Below are 15,252 nucleotides of genomic sequence, written 5' to 3'. Positions count from 1 at the left end.
ACTCCCTATATCTAGATGATTCTTATAAAAAGCTTGTTTAATGATTCAACATCTTCTATATAGGATTCTGAAAAACGAGCAATTGGTATATGTTGTAGGTAGCACGATACCTTTTAGATGTCTGGCTTCCTCTTGCCAATATCCAGTTTTACAAAGAGTTGATTTTTAAGATTTTTTCCTCAATAATATCAGGATCTGATATTAAATAGAATGATTTTGAGTAAAGATAGAAAGCATCTGAGCAACCATTTGAATAACATAGCCACCAGTTCCTCCCATACCTATTTGTACAATATACGGAAAGATTGCTCCCCTTTTAGAAAATGGTCGTCCTAATTCAAGTAAGTTTATCATTGATCTACTACCTCAACAACACTTAAATCTTCATTTGAGGGTACAGAATGGATATTCAAAAATACTCCAGACATTTAATTTAATATGTTCTTCCATTTTTATATCAAAGTATAATAGTTATATCTAGGGAAAAATTATCCATATTTCCAACGATTGCATATAAATAGGTGCTCTTTCACTTTCATTACCTTGAGACGATGGAATAGCGAGTCTAGAGTGGCGCGAATGAATCGAATTTTGCATCAAACTTCTTCAGATTTCACCTTACAGTGGACACCCTTGCTTTCAGCTAACAGTTCTACTGCCAAGCCTGTAGTGGAATTTTACCACCAAATTATAACCCATGCTAGGCGCACCATTAAAAAAAGCTTGTAAGGATCATCCTCACAAGCTTTCAACCATTCATACTTTTTCGACACCGATATCTGTCCGGTAAAAAAATGCATCGGTATCATCATAGACACGTAAGTTTTCATACGCATTTTTTCTTGCACTTTCTAAATCTTTCCCAATTCCACCAATGAGCAAGACACGCCCACCGTTTGATACGAGTCCTTCCTCTGTTTGTTTTGTTCCAGCTTGAATAATAAATGTATTCTCTACCGTGTTATTTTGGGGTAAAAGAACACCTTTATCATATGTATTGGGATATCCTTTTGATGCGACGACAACACCGACACAAGCTTCCTCTTTCCAAGCAAGATTTGGATCTTTGCCATCCATTACATCGACAATCACTTGGACGAGATCGTTTTCAAGAAGTGGAAGGACGACTTGCGTTTCCGGATCTCCAAAGCGAGTGTTAAATTCAATCACTTTTGTCCCTGTCTCTGTCTGCATTAAACCCGCATACAAAATACCCGTAAATGGCCGACCTTCTTCCATTAAACCGTCAGCCGCTTTTTGTAAAATTTCTTTCGTTGTAAATTGGAGGATGTCTTCGGTAATATCTGGTACTGGGGCAAACACACCCATTCCACCAGTGTTTGGTCCTTCATCATTGTCATATGCCCGTTTATGGTCACGCGCTGCAAGCATTGGAAAAACATGATGCTCATGAACAAAAGCGATAAGTGAAAATTCACGTCCATCCAAAAATTCCTCAATCACGATTTTACGTCCTGCTCCAGAAAAAGCTTCTTCCACCATTAATTTATCGATGGCATCAAGTGCTATCTCGATCGTTTCAGCAACGATGACACCTTTTCCTTCAGCAAGCCCATCTGCTTTGATAACGATTGGTGCCCCTTTTCTTTCTACATATTGTTTCGCTTCTGCAGCGTCAGTAAATGTTTCATATGCAGCTGTCGGAATCCCGTGTTTTATCATAAATTGTTTTGCGAAATCTTTACTTCCTTCTAAAATTGCTGCTTCTTTTATTGGCGCAAAAATGCGCAATCCTGCTTCTTTAAATGCATTGGCGATTCCTGCATTTAGAGGGTTTTCGGGTCCAACGATCGTTAAATCAATCGCATTTTCTTTTGCAAATTGAACAAGTCCACTAATATCCATTTCATCGATTGGAACACAAGTCGCATGTTGTTCAATTCCCCCATTACCTGGGGCAGCGAAAATTTTCTGTACTCGTTCACTTTTTTCCAAATGCATAATGACGCTATGTTCGCGTCCTCCACGCCCAACTACTAAAATATTCATCCAAAAACACCCTTTTATCGATTAATGTTTAAAATGACGCATGTTTGTACATACCATTGCGATTCCGTTTCTATTACAAACATCGATGGAATCCTGATCACGCTTTGATCCACCAGGTTGAATAATCGCTGTCACACCAGCTTTTGCTGCAGCTTCAACTGTATCAGGCATTGGAAAAAATGCATCCGACGCAAGAACCGCCCCACGTGCTTTTTCTCCTGCTTGTTCAATGGCAATAGTTGCTGCCCCAATTCGGTTCATTTGCCCTGCACCAATGCCAATCGTTTGCTTATTTTTACCAAGTACAATCGCATTTGATTTTACATGTTTAACAGCTTTCCAGCTAAATAGTAAATCTTCTAGTTCTTCAGTTGTTGGCTTACGCTCTGTTACGACTTCAAGGTCGCTTTCTTTGACTTTACCATCGTCACTCGTTTGAACGAGGAGTCCGCCTTTTACAGTCGTTAACTTATACGCTTTTTCATCTGTTTGAATCTCCGCTATTTCAAGTAAACGAATGTTTTGTTTCTTTGTTAAAATTGCTAATGCTTCGTCCGTAAATCCTGGTGCCATCACAATTTCTAAAAATATTTCATGCATTTGTTCAGCTGTTTCTTGATCTACTTTACGATTGCAAGCAATAATTCCACCGAAAATAGAAATCGGATCTGCTTCATATGCTCTTGTAAATGCATTATGTAATTCAGCAGCTAGACCAATTCCACATGGATTCATATGTTTAACTGCAACAACTGCAGCCTCATTATATTCCGCAACAATTTCAAGTGCTGCATTGGCATCTTGAATATTGTTAAACGATAGTTCTTTTCCGTGTAACTGTTTTGCCTTCGCTAAACTGACACCATTATGTTGCACATCTTCGTAAAAAGCTGCCTGTTGGTGTGGATTTTCTCCATATCGTAGATCTTGTACTTTTTCATATGTGACCGTGTAGCTTTCAGGAAATGTTTCTTTTGTCGTTTCATTAAAATACCGAGCAATCATCGCATCATAATGAGCGGTATGACGGAATACTTTTGCCGCTAATTTTTTACGGGTTATTTGATCAAGCTCACCTTCTTGTAAAGAAGTGGCAACTTGATCATAGTCAGATGGGTCGACAACGACAATGACATCTTTAAAATTTTTAGCTGCTGCTCTAAGCATTGTCGGGCCACCTATATCGATATTTTCAATTATTTCATCTTCTGTTACATCTTGTTTTGTCACTGTTTCTTTAAATGGATATAAATTTACGACAACCATATCGATCGGAGTAATATTATTTTCGTTCAATGCTGCCATATGTGCTTCGTTCTCACGTTTTGCAAGAAGTCCACCATGAACATTAGGGTGTAATGTTTTCACACGCCCGTCTAAAATTTCTGGAAATCCAGTGATCGTTTCAACAGATTTCGCTTCGATCCCTTCGTCTACAAGAAGTTGAAGCGTTCCTCCTGTTGAAATAATTTCAAATCCTTGCTCAACTAATTTTTTAGCAAAAGATACTAAATTCTCTTTGTTTGATACGCTAATTAACGCTCGTTTTTTCATGCATAATTACTCCTCATGTCTTTTTTTCTTAAGCTCTATTCGTAGTATAGGGAAAAAGCTTTTGCACTTGTGCTAACTCCAATTTACATTGTACGTCGGCGGTTCACTAACTACCTATAAAAGAAGACTCAAGTCGCAGGCTAAGTATACGTTATAACAGCCTTTTCTTACATCTACTGCTTCGTAATTTCATCAATTACACGTGTATAAAGTACATGCTCCACTTGCTGAATCCGTTCTTGAAGCGAGTCCCTCGTATCGTGTGGGAACACGGTGACAGGCTCTTGGGCTATAATTGGACCCGTGTCAACCCCTTCATCTACATAATGAATCGTTACTCCTGAAACCTTCACACCTGCTTCTAGTGCTTGACCTACCGCATCTTTTCCAGGAAAGGACGGAAGGAGTGAAGGGTGAACATTAATCATTTTATTTTCATATGTCTCAAGTAATGTTTCCCCGATAATCCGCATATATCCAGCTAACACTATCCACTGAACATTTGCACGTTTTAATTTACTAATAATTTCTTTTTCATACTCTACTTTTGATGGGAATGTTTTCGGATCAAGAACGACCGTTTCTACTCCAAACCCAGCTGCTTTTCCAATAACATGTGCTTTCGGCTTATCACAAATAAGCATAACAACATCAAAGGATCGATCACTACTCGTCATCATCGCTTCAAAGTTTGTTCCTGTTCCTGATGCAAATACGGCAACCCTTGTACGAACTTCAAAACTCATGCAAAATGCACTCCTTCCTGATCAATTACCTTTCCTATTATATTTGCTTCTTCTCCTAAATCTTGTAAAATAGCAACCGCTTCTTCAGCATCTTCTTTATTTACGACAATTGCCATGCCAATTCCCATATTAAAGACTCCGTACATCTCTTTATCTGAAATTTGCCCTTTTTCTTGGATAAAAGCAAGAACCTCTGGCACTTTCCATTTACTTTCGTCTAGCTTTACCCCGAGACTTTTAGGGATTACACGTGGGAAGTTTTCATAAAAACCTCCTCCAGTAATATGAGAAATACCCTTTATGTCGATTTTTTCTAATACTGCTGCAATTGATTTTGCATAAATTTTTGTTGGGCGAAGTACTGCTTCTCCTAAACTTTCAGACAATCCATCATATTGTTTATGTAAATCTAATCCTTTAATAATTTGCCGCACTAATGAATAACCATTTGAATGGACGCCACTCGATGCAATGCCAATCACAATATCATTTTTTTGAATAGATTCACCTGTTATTAATTTTGATTTTTCAGCAATGCCAACCGCAAAACCTGCTAGATCATACTCTTCTTCATTGTACATACCTGGCATTTCAGCAGTTTCGCCACCAATTAATGCTGCACCAGAAAGCATACAACCTTCACTCACACCAGCTACAATTTGCTCAATAACGGCAGGATCATTTTTCCCACAGCCGATATAATCTAGGAAAAATAATGGCTTTGCACCTTGAGCAACGATATCATTGACACACATGGCAACTAAATCCATTCCGATTGTGTCATGCTTGTCCATTTCAAAAGCAAGCATTAATTTCGTTCCGACACCATCTGTTCCTGAGACGAGTACTGGTTCTTTATAATTCAAGGAAGTTAATTCAAAAAGTCCTGCAAAAGAGCCGATACCACCTAACACTTCTGATCGTGTTGTTTTTTCAATATGCTTTTTCATCCGTTCAACGGCTTCATACCCTTTTTCAACATCGACACCGGCTTTTTTATATACATTTGACATAGATTTTCGCCCCTAGTTTCTGTTTTCTACTAATTATAACGTATTAAGGATGTATATTGAATAAAATTCGACCGTCTTCCAAATGATTCATTCAATTTACATCACTTTTTCTTCTCTTAACTTTAAAAAAAGTGGCAAAAGCTTGATTTAGTATAGTTTGTGTCGATTCTTTTATGTGTCTGAGATCAAGTACATATGCCATGATCACACTATTAATTCCCGCACTGAACTTCAGCTTTTGCGCACTTTCTCATATTTTTCCGCACTTGCTTTAAGGTTTTACGCACTTGCTCAAATTTTTCCGCGCCCGACTTGAGCTTTTACGCGCTTGCTTGAATAGTTCTGCACTAAGCTAGACATATTTCGAGAGGATCGGGAACATGCTATGATGCTCCTAAAACTATAAACATGTGCGTTCTTACACTTTTAAATGTCTAAAACTCCGTAACGTGCCGATTACAAAACAAACATACGCCTAAAATAAACAACTTGCCAACCTTCTAATATTTTCGGTAAAACTCTTTTCGCTGGTCATTTTCAAGAACTGGATAGTTTCCTGTCATACATGCAGCACAAATTCCTTGGTTAATCGTTTTATCCTTCACAATCGCTTTTTCTGTTCCTTCGATTGATAAAAATTCAACCGAATCAGCTTCAATGATGTCTTTGATCTCTTCATTCGTATGGTTAGCAGCAATCAGTTCTTTTTTCGTTAACATATCAATTCCATACAAACATGGATTTTCAATGCGAGGTGATGATATACGCACATGTACTTCTTTTGCCCCTGCTTCTTTTAAGAGTCTGACAATACGTCTGCTCGTCGTTCCCCTAACAATTGAATCATCAATCATGACGACACTTTTTCCTTCTACGACACCACGAACTGGAGATAGCTTCATTTTTACCCCTTGATCGCGTAATTCTTGCGATGGCTGAATAAATGTTCTACCTATATAACGATTTTTAATAACGCCCATTTCATATGGTAATCCACATTGCTCTGCATAACCGATCGCTGCTGAAATACTTGAATCAGGTACACCTGTTACGACATCTGCATCATATACTGGATGTTCTCTGGCAAGTTCAATGCCCATTCGTTTCCGAGAAGTATGGACGTTCACTAAATTCAAATCACTATCTGGACGTGAAAAATAGACATATTCCATTGCACATAATTTCCTAGGTTCACGAAGTAAGAATCGAGTTGATTTTAATCCTTCATTACTAATGGTGAGTAGCTCACCTGGCATGACCTCTCGTTCGAACGTAGCCCCAATAATACTGAATGCACACGTTTCAGATGCGACCACATAGGCATCACCAAGCCTACCAAGTGATAACGGTCGAATCCCACGTGGATCGAGGGCAACATACATCTTATCTTCCGTTAAAATTAAAAATGCATAGGCACCAACTAACTGCTTTAATCCAGCGATAATTGCTTCTTCTGTCGTATTTTTCCCATTCATTTTCTTCATTAAATGTGCTAACACTTCGGTATCAGAAGTTGTTTGAAAAATACTTCCCGCTTCTTCTAAATTGCGCCGAATTTTTTCAGCATTCATAATTCTGCCATTATGTGCAATCGCTGTGCTACTGCTTAATGACCGAAAAACGAGTGGTTGTACATTATCAAAAATGCCATCATCTTGTGTTGCGTTGCGGACATGGCCAATCGCAGCATATCCAGGAAAGTCTGCAAAGTTTACCCGCTTAAAGACATCATTTACTAACCCTACATCTTTATGCAGTTTAAGATTTTCACCATTATTAATAACAATTCCTGCTCCATCTTGTCCACGATGCTGCATAGCATGTAGTCCATAATACGTTATTTCCGCTGCTTTATCGTGACCCCAAATACCAAACATCGTTCATTCCTCATTTTCAATTGGATTTCAGCAACTGCTCTATACTTTCCTTCCACAGTTTTCTGAGTGGCTCTACTTCTTCCTCCAAAATCCGTTTGCCTTCTTTTGAATTAATAACTACTTTTTCCTCTTTTGTAACGACACCAATTCGTTTCGCATCCAATCCACTTTGTTCAAACTGTGCGACATTGGCTTCTCTAACTGTGAGTAAAAAACGTGACTGAGTTTCACTAAATAGTTCAACAGTTGCATCTCCTGTTAACGTGATGTTAACACCAATTCCTTCAGCACGAATGACATTTTCTGCTAGGGCGACAGCAAGTCCACCTTCTGCAATATCTTCTGCTGATGCCACAACTCCCGCTTTAATTGCTTGTAATAGTTTAGCTTGGCGGTCTTTTTCAATGGTTAGATCGATATGAGGTGCTTTTCCTTCATATTTTCCATCTACATGATGTTGGATTTCACTTCCGCCAAATGAATGATCTGCTTCTCCAACCACGTAGACAACATCGCCTTCGTTTTGAAATGAATTCGGAGTAATATGATCAAGTGATTCAAACAATCCGACGACACCGATAATTGGTGTAGGAAAAATTGGCTCCCCGTGTGATTGGTTGTACATCGAGACGTTTCCACTGATGACTGGAACGTCTAGTTCACGACATGCTTCACTAATACCGTCAATACTTTTTTCCATTTGCCAAAATACTTCTTCATTTGTCGGATTACCATAGTTTAATCCGTCTGTAATTCCGACCGGTTTTGCACCTGCAACGACGATATTTCGTAAAGCTTCTGCAACGGCAATTTTACCGCCTACTTCAGGGTCTAAATAAATATAGCGTGAATTACAATCTGTCGAAATGGCAATTGCTTTATTGTGACCTTCTATTTCTACAACTGCCGATCCAGCGCCCGGACCTACCACTGTATTTCCACGAGCTTTCGAGTCAAATTGTTTGTATACCCATTCCTTACTTGCAATCGTCGGGCGTTGCAGTAACTCTTTTAATGTTGCTCCGTAATCTTTAATGACTGGTACCGTTTGTTCTACTTCTTGAAAAGCTTTATAATAACTCGCCTCTTTTGATGGCATATGATAAATTGGTGCATCTTTATCTAGCGCATCAACAGGAATATCTGCCCAAACTTTATTTTGATGCTCAATACGGAATACTTTTTCCTCGATTACCTCACCGACAGCTACTGCATCAATATCATGTTTTGTAAAAAGATCGATTATTTCCCGTTCTCTCCCTTTTTCCACAACGAGTAACATTCTTTCCTGGGTTTCAGAGAGCATCATTTCATAAGCGGACATATTTTCTTCTGCTTGTGGCACTAAATCCAAATTCAGCACCATTCCCGTTCCAGCCTTTGAGGCCATTTCACTTCCAGATGATGTAAGTCCTGCCGCCCCCATATCTTGCATACCAACGAGTGCATCATGATGAATCACTTCTAAACATGCTTCAATGAGTCGTTTTTCAAGATGTGGATTTCCAGCTGCTGGACTTGCATCATCTGACTGTTCATCAACAGAAGAGTGAGTAGCCCCATGAATTCCATCTCTTCCTGTAGGAGCACCAGCATAGATGACTGTATTTCCAACTCCTGCAGCAATTCCTTTTTGAATATCTTCATGATTCAGTAAGCCGACAACCATGGCATTTACGAGTGGACTTTCTTCGTAACAATCATCAAATTGAATTTCCCCACCGACTGTTGGAACACCAACATTGTTTCCGTAATAAGCAATTCCTTTTACGACTTCTTCAAACAAATATTTCGTTCGATCGGATGATAATGGACCAAAACGAAGAGAGTTCATTGCTGCAATTGGACGTGCTCCCATTGAAAATACATCACGTAAAATTCCGCCAACTCCTGTTGCCGCACCTTCAAATGGATTAATTTTAGATGGACTATTATGGCTTTCCATTTTGAATACGACTGCTTGGTTATCCCCAATATCGACGACACCTGCACCTTCACCTGGTCCGACTAAAACTTGAGGGGCTTTTGTCGGGAACTTTTTTAGTAATGGTTTAGACGTTTTATAACTACAATGTTCTGACCACATAACAGAAAAAATACCTGTTTCTGTATAATTTGGGTATCTTTTCGTGATTGATTTGATTCGGTCGTATTCCTCATCAGATAGCCCCATTTTTTGATACTCTTTATCACGTTCAATTTGTTTTGGATCCATATTTTCTGGCATCTTGTTCTTCTCCTTTATCGTAAAAAATGATGTTCACAACCGTGTTCAATTAACAATTTATCTTCCCCTACAATATCTATAAACTAAGCAGTAACATTTAGTGGTGAAAATCCTATCGCTACGGAAATGCACTCCGCTTTCCGTGGGCGGCTGATGAGCCTCCTCACTCGCTTTGCTCGTTGTGGGGTCTCATCTAGGCCTGTCCTCCCACAGGAGTCTCCGTGCATTTCCTTCGCTAAGGTGGGTGTAGTCAATCATTACTGTTATTTGTTTATGGGTGTAATAAAATAATTATCATTCACCTTACGTACAGTTGATTGGAGCGTAGGACAGTAGACTCCTGCGGGAAAAGCAACAACCGAAAATCCCACAGGAAGCGCACTTTGCTTCCGAGGAAGTTGAGGGTTGCCCGCGGAAAGCGACTGTCCGAAGCGCAAATCAACGTTGCTGTGACTAGGTTTGTCGATGAAAATTAAACTAAGTTACTGCACAGTTTCGTTCGAATGCGCATAAGGAAAACATTTTATTATCCTTGTAATCCTAATCGTTCAAAAATTACATCAACATTTTTCAGGTGGTACGTATAGTCAAAGCAATCTTCTAGTTCAGCTTCAGTCAAATTTTCCGCGACAAGTTTATTTTGTTCCAATAATTGTTTAAAATGTGTTTCTGTCTCCCAAGCCTCCATTGCCAGTGGTTGAACGATATTGTATGCATCCTCCCTAGATAATCCTTTTTCGATTAAGGCAAGTAAGACACGTTGTGAAAAAATAACACCATATGTTTTATCTATATTACGCTTCATATTTTCTGGAAAAACAGTTAAATTTTTCACAACATTCATAAAACGATTCAACATATAATTTAGCGCGATCGTTGCATCTGGTAAAATAATTCTTTCAGCAGATGAATGAGAAATATCACGTTCATGCCATAATGAAACATTTTCATAAGCCGTGACCATATAACCACGAATAACACGTGCCATTCCACTCATATTTTCTGAGGCGATTGGATTTCGCTTATGAGGCATAGCCGATGAGCCTGTTTGCCCTTTTCGGAAAAACTCTTCTACCTCACGAGTTTCTGTTTTTTGCAGTCCACGGATTTCTGTTGCAAATTTTTCAATGGACGTTGCGATTAATGCAAGAACAGACATATAAGCTGCATGGCGATCACGTTGCAATGTTTGTGTCGATAATGGTGCAGGAGATAGACTTAGGTTTTCACAAACATATTTCTCTACAAACGGGTCGATATTTGCATAAGTACCAACCGCACCAGACAACTTACCGAATTCTACACGGTTTGCCGCTTCATTGAATCGTTCTAAATTCCGTTTCATCTCCTCGTACCAAAGGGCGATTTTTAATCCAAATGTCGTTGGTTCTGCATGCACTCCATGTGTACGTCCCATCATGACAGTATGCCTATGCTCGATTGCTTTTTGCTTTAATATATCAATAAAGTTTTCTAAATCTTTTCGGATAATATCGTTCGCCTGTTTTAAAAGATAAGATAATGCTGTATCAACCACATCTGTGGACGTTAATCCATAATGAACCCATTTTCTTTCTTCTCCAAGGGACTCGGAAACTGAACGAGTAAATGCAACGACATCATGGCGCGTCTCTTGTTCAATTTCATCAATACGATCGACCGAGAAAGCGGCATTTTTTCGAATTGCTTGGACATCTTTTTTTGGTATCACGCCAAGTTCAGCCCAAGCTTCACATGCTAATATTTCCACCTCAAGCCATGCATTGTATTTATTTTTCTCCGTCCAAATTGCACCCATTTCTTCGCGAGTATATCGTTCAATCATATATATCCCCCTCATATGCCTGTTTTAACTTCTCGACTGCTTGAAAGTCGTCTCCGATAAATGTGACATGACCCATTTTTCGTTTTTCTTTCGCTTCTGCTTTTCCATATAAGTGAACAAAAGCTTCAGGAATCGTTGATAATGCGCGAATTGCTTTTGGCATATCTTCACCGAGCACATTCATCATGATTGCTGCTTGAAACTGTTCCACTTCTTGAAGTGGTAGCCCACAAATGGCGCGAATATGTTGATAAAACTGTGATACATTGCAAGCCTCTATTGTATAATGACCGGAATTATGTGGTCTTGGGGCCATTTCATTAATAAAAATATCCTCCCCTTTTACGAACATTTCAATGGCAAATGTACCAACGATATTTATTTTTTCAGCAAGGATCGTTGCCGCTTCTATTGCCTTCCTTTTCACCTCAGTTGATACCCGAGCAGGAGCAATTGTTTCATATAAAATATGATCTTTATGGTCATTTTCTGCTAACGGGAAAAAGGCGATTTCTCCTGTTTGGCTTCTCGTAAAAATAACCGAAATTTCTCTATCGAATGGAACCCATTGTTCGATAATAAATGTACCACCAGGGTTTGCAAATTCTACTGCCGCCTTCATATCTTTTTCTGATTCTATTTTTAATTGTCCTTTTCCGTCATAGCCACCTTGACACGTTTTAATGACTGCTGGAAGATGGAAGTTTTGCAAAGCTTGCGCACATTCCTCCCTATTATGAACAATGGCAAAACTCGGAATTGGTAATCCCGCTTCTTTTATAATACTTTTTTCTTTTTCACGATTTTGCGTTACTTCAAGTGCATAAGCACCTTGAGGTAGTTTACTTGCTTTTTCAATAAATGTAGCAGCTTCCAAGTCAACATTTTCGAATTCATACGTAATAACATCGCTTTTTTCCGTTAATTTTTTTATTGCATCCATATCATCATAAGCTGCAACGATTTGGCCATCAGCTACTTGTGCAGTCGGACAATTCGGAGTCGGATCTAACACAATCACTTGATAACCCATATATTTTGCTGCAATTGCCATCATACGGCCAAGCTGCCCACCACCAATAATTCCGATCGTTTCTGGTGGTACTATTTTTTGTAACATTTCTTTATTTGCTTGCAAGGTCGTCCCTCATTTCATTGACGTTTTCTTTCATTTTTTTACGATAATTATCCAGTTTGATTTTCGTCGTCGTATCAAATAAGCCGATGATTTGTGTCGCAAAAAGTCCTGCATTTGTTGCGCCTGCTTTGCCAATTGCCATCGTTGCAGTCGGTACTCCTCCTGGCATTTGCACGATCGAAAGAAGGGAATCCATTCCACCTAATGCTTTCGTCTGCACGGGAACCCCTATCACTGGTAATGTCGTTTGGGAAGCTACCATTCCTGGTAAATGAGCCGCACCTCCAGCTCCAGCAATAATCACTTGAAGACCACGTTTTTCAGCCGTTTTTGCATAGTGAAACATGTCATCAGGCGTACGATGTGCAGAAACTACTTCTTTTTCGTACGGAATGTTCATTTCGTCTAAAATATCACAAGCATGTTTCATCGTTTCCCAATCAGAGATACTCCCCATTATAATGCCAACTTTCGCCATATTTAACACACTCCATTTCCTTTGATTAGATAACTAATTTATAGCTTTCCACAAACCATAGAAATATGGGGACATTCGCCGTATAAAAGTGAACTTCGCCATATTAATCTTGAGATGCGCCATATAAACGTGAACACCCGCCATATAACTCCAAAGATGCGCCATATAAATGGAAAGATTCGCCACATTATAGCGAACATTCGCCAGTTTAACACATCATTGTACAAGTTTACAGATCGGCAAAACCAGTAAATAGTCATTTAGCTGATTAAGATAGAACCTATGATGTTCCCTGTAAAAAGTAAAAAAAGTCTATTCTACTCCTTTAAACTAAGGAGAAGATGAATAGACTTGCATTCTAAATATGGTGAACATATACTTTTTTCGCATTTGACCACATCATCCTCCCCCATAGTCGTAGCATTTACGGTGCAACGTAGAAACTTCCGAGCCATATTCTCAAAATTATATGGGGCTTTATTTATTCTTATTTTCAACCTTTTTCAACATGTTTAGTATAACAAACTGCTATTTTATTCGTCAATTAAATATCGAACATTTTATTACAATTTTGGTCTAACGTTCGGCTTTTGGGTTCGTGGCTTCATATTAGGATTGATTGGTATTTGATCATCAATGATTTCTTCTACTACTTCATCATCTTCCATAATTTTTTCTGTTGGAACAATGTCTTTTAATACTTGGTCTTTTGCTTTACCGTTTTTAAACAATTTTCCTCTTCTCACTTGTTTCACCCAGAATCCACCTTGAATATGTTTCGGCTCATAGGCAACCATAAATGCGCGTGGATCTATTTCAGTAATTATTTGATAGAGACGTACTTCCTGCTTCCGCGGTGTTAAGATTTGCATGGATAGTCTATCGCCATCCATTCCAGATGATGTCCAACTTGTAACACCAAAGCCTTCTTCACGAAGTCGCTCTGTAAAATTTAATGTCGGATTAGACGAGATAACATTCACAGTGATGTACCCTAGTGCAAGTCTTTCTTCGATAATTGACCCGGTAATAATACCGAGTGCAAATCCAACCGCATAAGCAATTATATTTTGAATGCCGTCTAAATTATCTAACACGATGCTTAATCCTAAAATATAGACGACCACTTCAGCCGTACTGACAACAGCGGCTAAATAACGACGGCCTTTTAACGTCAATATCATCCTTATCGTCGAAAATGAAACATAGACAATATTAATAACTAAAATAATAATAACAATAGCGTACGCATTCGTTAACAAAACGCTCCCTCCAACTCTATTCAAGTGAGTATGCAAAAAGGCCGATAAAAAGGATCAAGAAGTTCCAGGCGGCACAGCTTTGAGGAACAAGCGTATGCTTTTACATACGTGAGTACCTAAAAAAGCAAGCTTAGAAAACTTGGCTTTTGCTACGCCTTTACTGCGACTGCCTTAGTTGTACTTAGGCAGTTAAGCAAGGATGTATCCTTTCTTAACTGCCAACGCAGAAATTCGACGCGTCCTTTTTGTTGGACTTTTTGAACATCCTATTCAACGTAAAATCATCAAACGATGTGAGAAGATGAAAAACTACTCTTTATTTGCCCCGTATATACGCTTTTCCAAAGATGATTCTTGCCCTCGTAATCTTTTATGTAAAGTTCGTTTCCAGTTTTCTGCAAGCAGCTCACAAGATGCTAAATCATATGCCGCAGCTAGATCCGCTTTGTGAATATGCATCACTTCATTACAAGCAGCAATTGACCACTGTGGAAATGGTCTTTCTAGTAATGTTAGTTCTGTTCCCGCTTCTACATATCCTTCTTTTAAGACTCGATAATACCATCCTGTAAGCCCACTGTTTTGAATCCGTAAAGCAAAATCTAATACATTAAATCGGCGCGCGGGTTTCCAGCAAGGTTGGCGTGGTTGTGAAACTTGAATAATCGCCTCACCAAATTGATATGTATCTCCTATAAACATAGAAAATTCATTTGCCTCTGTTATGACTAGGTTTTCTCCCATTGCACCAGCATCGATTTCCATGTTTAAATCGTTCTTCCAGTACGTATAATGCTGCAACGGATAAGCAAATAAAGCTTTTTCAGGACCACCATGTATTTTCGTATCGGCTACTTCATCTTCCACTAAACCAGTTTTTTGCAGCCACCATTTTCCTTCTCTTTTTTCTTTAAACATTCCCGTTTCCCATGGTCGATCCATCGGTTCTTTGGCGTGTTTTTTTCCTAGTTGTTTTACCTTACCCGTTCGGAGTTCTTTTATAAACGGTACATTCATGAGAAACTCTCCTTCATAATATGTTATAGTTAATATCATATTAAATGCTCTAACCATATTTTACTACATTCATTCTAGCAAATATTATTGATTAATTACATATAG

12 protein-coding genes and 1 riboswitch are annotated in these 15,252 nt (G+C 38.8%); all 12 genes read right to left on the bottom strand.

Going from position 1 to position 15,252, the window contains the following annotated elements; genetic code table 11:
* Positions 1-201: 201 nt before the first annotated feature.
* Positions 202-354, bottom strand: coding sequence for a hypothetical protein (locus DFR56_RS02690; protein WP_242694429.1), 153 nt, complete (start codon positions 352-354; stop codon positions 202-204).
* 402 nt (positions 355-756) lie between these two features.
* Positions 757-2,010 carry a phosphoribosylamine--glycine ligase gene (purD, locus tag DFR56_RS02685; RefSeq protein WP_110393857.1) on the bottom strand — a complete coding sequence of 418 codons (1,254 nt, stop codon included), beginning with the start codon at positions 2,008-2,010 and terminating at the stop codon, positions 757-759.
* A 21-nt stretch (positions 2,011-2,031) separates the two neighbouring features.
* Positions 2,032-3,564, bottom strand: coding sequence for a bifunctional phosphoribosylaminoimidazolecarboxamide formyltransferase/IMP cyclohydrolase (gene purH, locus DFR56_RS02680; protein WP_110393856.1), 1,533 nt, complete (start codon positions 3,562-3,564; stop codon positions 2,032-2,034).
* Positions 3,565-3,737: 173 nt separating this feature from the next.
* On the bottom strand, positions 3,738-4,310 hold the full coding sequence (gene purN, locus DFR56_RS02675; RefSeq protein WP_110393855.1) for a phosphoribosylglycinamide formyltransferase: 573 nt from the start codon (positions 4,308-4,310) through the stop codon (positions 3,738-3,740).
* On the bottom strand, positions 4,307-5,323 hold the full coding sequence (purM, locus tag DFR56_RS02670; RefSeq protein ID WP_110393854.1) for a phosphoribosylformylglycinamidine cyclo-ligase: 1,017 nt from the start codon (positions 5,321-5,323) through the stop codon (positions 4,307-4,309). Before purM ends, purN begins: the two co-directional genes overlap by 4 nt.
* A 500-nt stretch (positions 5,324-5,823) precedes the next feature.
* The gene (gene purF / locus DFR56_RS02665) at positions 5,824-7,200 is read right to left on the bottom strand and encodes an amidophosphoribosyltransferase (RefSeq protein ID WP_110393853.1); all 1,377 of its coding nucleotides are present in this window, start codon (positions 7,198-7,200) and stop codon (positions 5,824-5,826) included.
* A 16-nt stretch (positions 7,201-7,216) separates the two neighbouring features.
* Positions 7,217-9,427 (bottom strand): phosphoribosylformylglycinamidine synthase subunit PurL, encoded by a 2,211-nt coding sequence (purL, locus tag DFR56_RS02660; protein ID WP_110393852.1) that lies wholly within the window; start codon positions 9,425-9,427, stop codon positions 7,217-7,219.
* Between the two features lie 526 nt (positions 9,428-9,953).
* Positions 9,954-11,252: an adenylosuccinate lyase gene (gene purB, locus DFR56_RS02655; protein ID WP_110393851.1), complete on the bottom strand. Its 1,299-nt coding sequence runs from the start codon at positions 11,250-11,252 to the stop codon at positions 9,954-9,956.
* On the bottom strand, positions 11,245-12,372 hold the full coding sequence (gene purK / locus DFR56_RS02650) for a 5-(carboxyamino)imidazole ribonucleotide synthase (RefSeq protein WP_110393957.1): 1,128 nt from the start codon (positions 12,370-12,372) through the stop codon (positions 11,245-11,247). Before purK ends, purB begins: the two co-directional genes overlap by 8 nt.
* A 4-nt stretch (positions 12,373-12,376) precedes the next feature.
* Positions 12,377-12,868, bottom strand: a complete 492-nt coding sequence (gene purE / locus DFR56_RS02645) for a 5-(carboxyamino)imidazole ribonucleotide mutase (RefSeq protein WP_110393850.1) — start codon at positions 12,866-12,868, stop codon at positions 12,377-12,379.
* A 392-nt stretch (positions 12,869-13,260) separates the two neighbouring features.
* Positions 13,261-13,361, bottom strand: a riboswitch (purine riboswitch).
* Between the two features lie 70 nt (positions 13,362-13,431).
* Complete coding sequence (locus tag DFR56_RS02640) at positions 13,432-14,130, bottom strand: DUF2179 domain-containing protein (protein WP_110393849.1); 699 nt, start codon at positions 14,128-14,130, stop codon at positions 13,432-13,434.
* A gap of 309 nt (positions 14,131-14,439) precedes the next feature.
* On the bottom strand, positions 14,440-15,147 hold the full coding sequence (locus DFR56_RS02635; RefSeq protein WP_110393848.1) for an MOSC domain-containing protein: 708 nt from the start codon (positions 15,145-15,147) through the stop codon (positions 14,440-14,442).
* Positions 15,148-15,252: the final 105 nt, after the last annotated feature.

The sequence above is a fragment of the Pseudogracilibacillus auburnensis genome (assembly GCF_003201975.1).
Taxonomy (GTDB): Bacteria; Bacillota; Bacilli; order Bacillales; family Amphibacillaceae; genus Pseudogracilibacillus; species Pseudogracilibacillus auburnensis.
The sequence above is the reverse complement of the archived record's forward strand: the minus strand, read 5'-3'. Positions and strand labels throughout refer to the sequence as shown.

Coding starts and splice junctions, on each gene's coding strand:
- purM (WP_110393854.1), bottom strand. CDS start 5,323: ATGTCAAATGTATATAAAAAAGCCGGTGTCGATGTTGAAAAAGGGTAT.
- purD (WP_110393857.1), bottom strand. CDS start 2,010: ATGAATATTTTAGTAGTTGGGCGTGGAGGACGCGAACATAGCGTCATT.
- purF (WP_110393853.1), bottom strand. CDS start 7,200: ATGTTTGGTATTTGGGGTCACGATAAAGCAGCGGAAATAACGTATTAT.
- purB (WP_110393851.1), bottom strand. CDS start 11,252: ATGATTGAACGATATACTCGCGAAGAAATGGGTGCAATTTGGACGGAG.
- DFR56_RS02635 (WP_110393848.1), bottom strand. CDS start 15,147: ATGAATGTACCGTTTATAAAAGAACTCCGAACGGGTAAGGTAAAACAA.
- purL (WP_110393852.1), bottom strand. CDS start 9,427: ATGCCAGAAAATATGGATCCAAAACAAATTGAACGTGATAAAGAGTAT.
- purE (WP_110393850.1), bottom strand. CDS start 12,868: ATGGCGAAAGTTGGCATTATAATGGGGAGTATCTCTGATTGGGAAACG.
- purK (WP_110393957.1), bottom strand. CDS start 12,372: ATGTTACAAAAAATAGTACCACCAGAAACGATCGGAATTATTGGTGGT.
- purH (WP_110393856.1), bottom strand. CDS start 3,564: ATGAAAAAACGAGCGTTAATTAGCGTATCAAACAAAGAGAATTTAGTA.
- purN (WP_110393855.1), bottom strand. CDS start 4,310: ATGAGTTTTGAAGTTCGTACAAGGGTTGCCGTATTTGCATCAGGAACA.
- DFR56_RS02690 (WP_242694429.1), bottom strand. CDS start 354: ATGATAAACTTACTTGAATTAGGACGACCATTTTCTAAAAGGGGAGCA.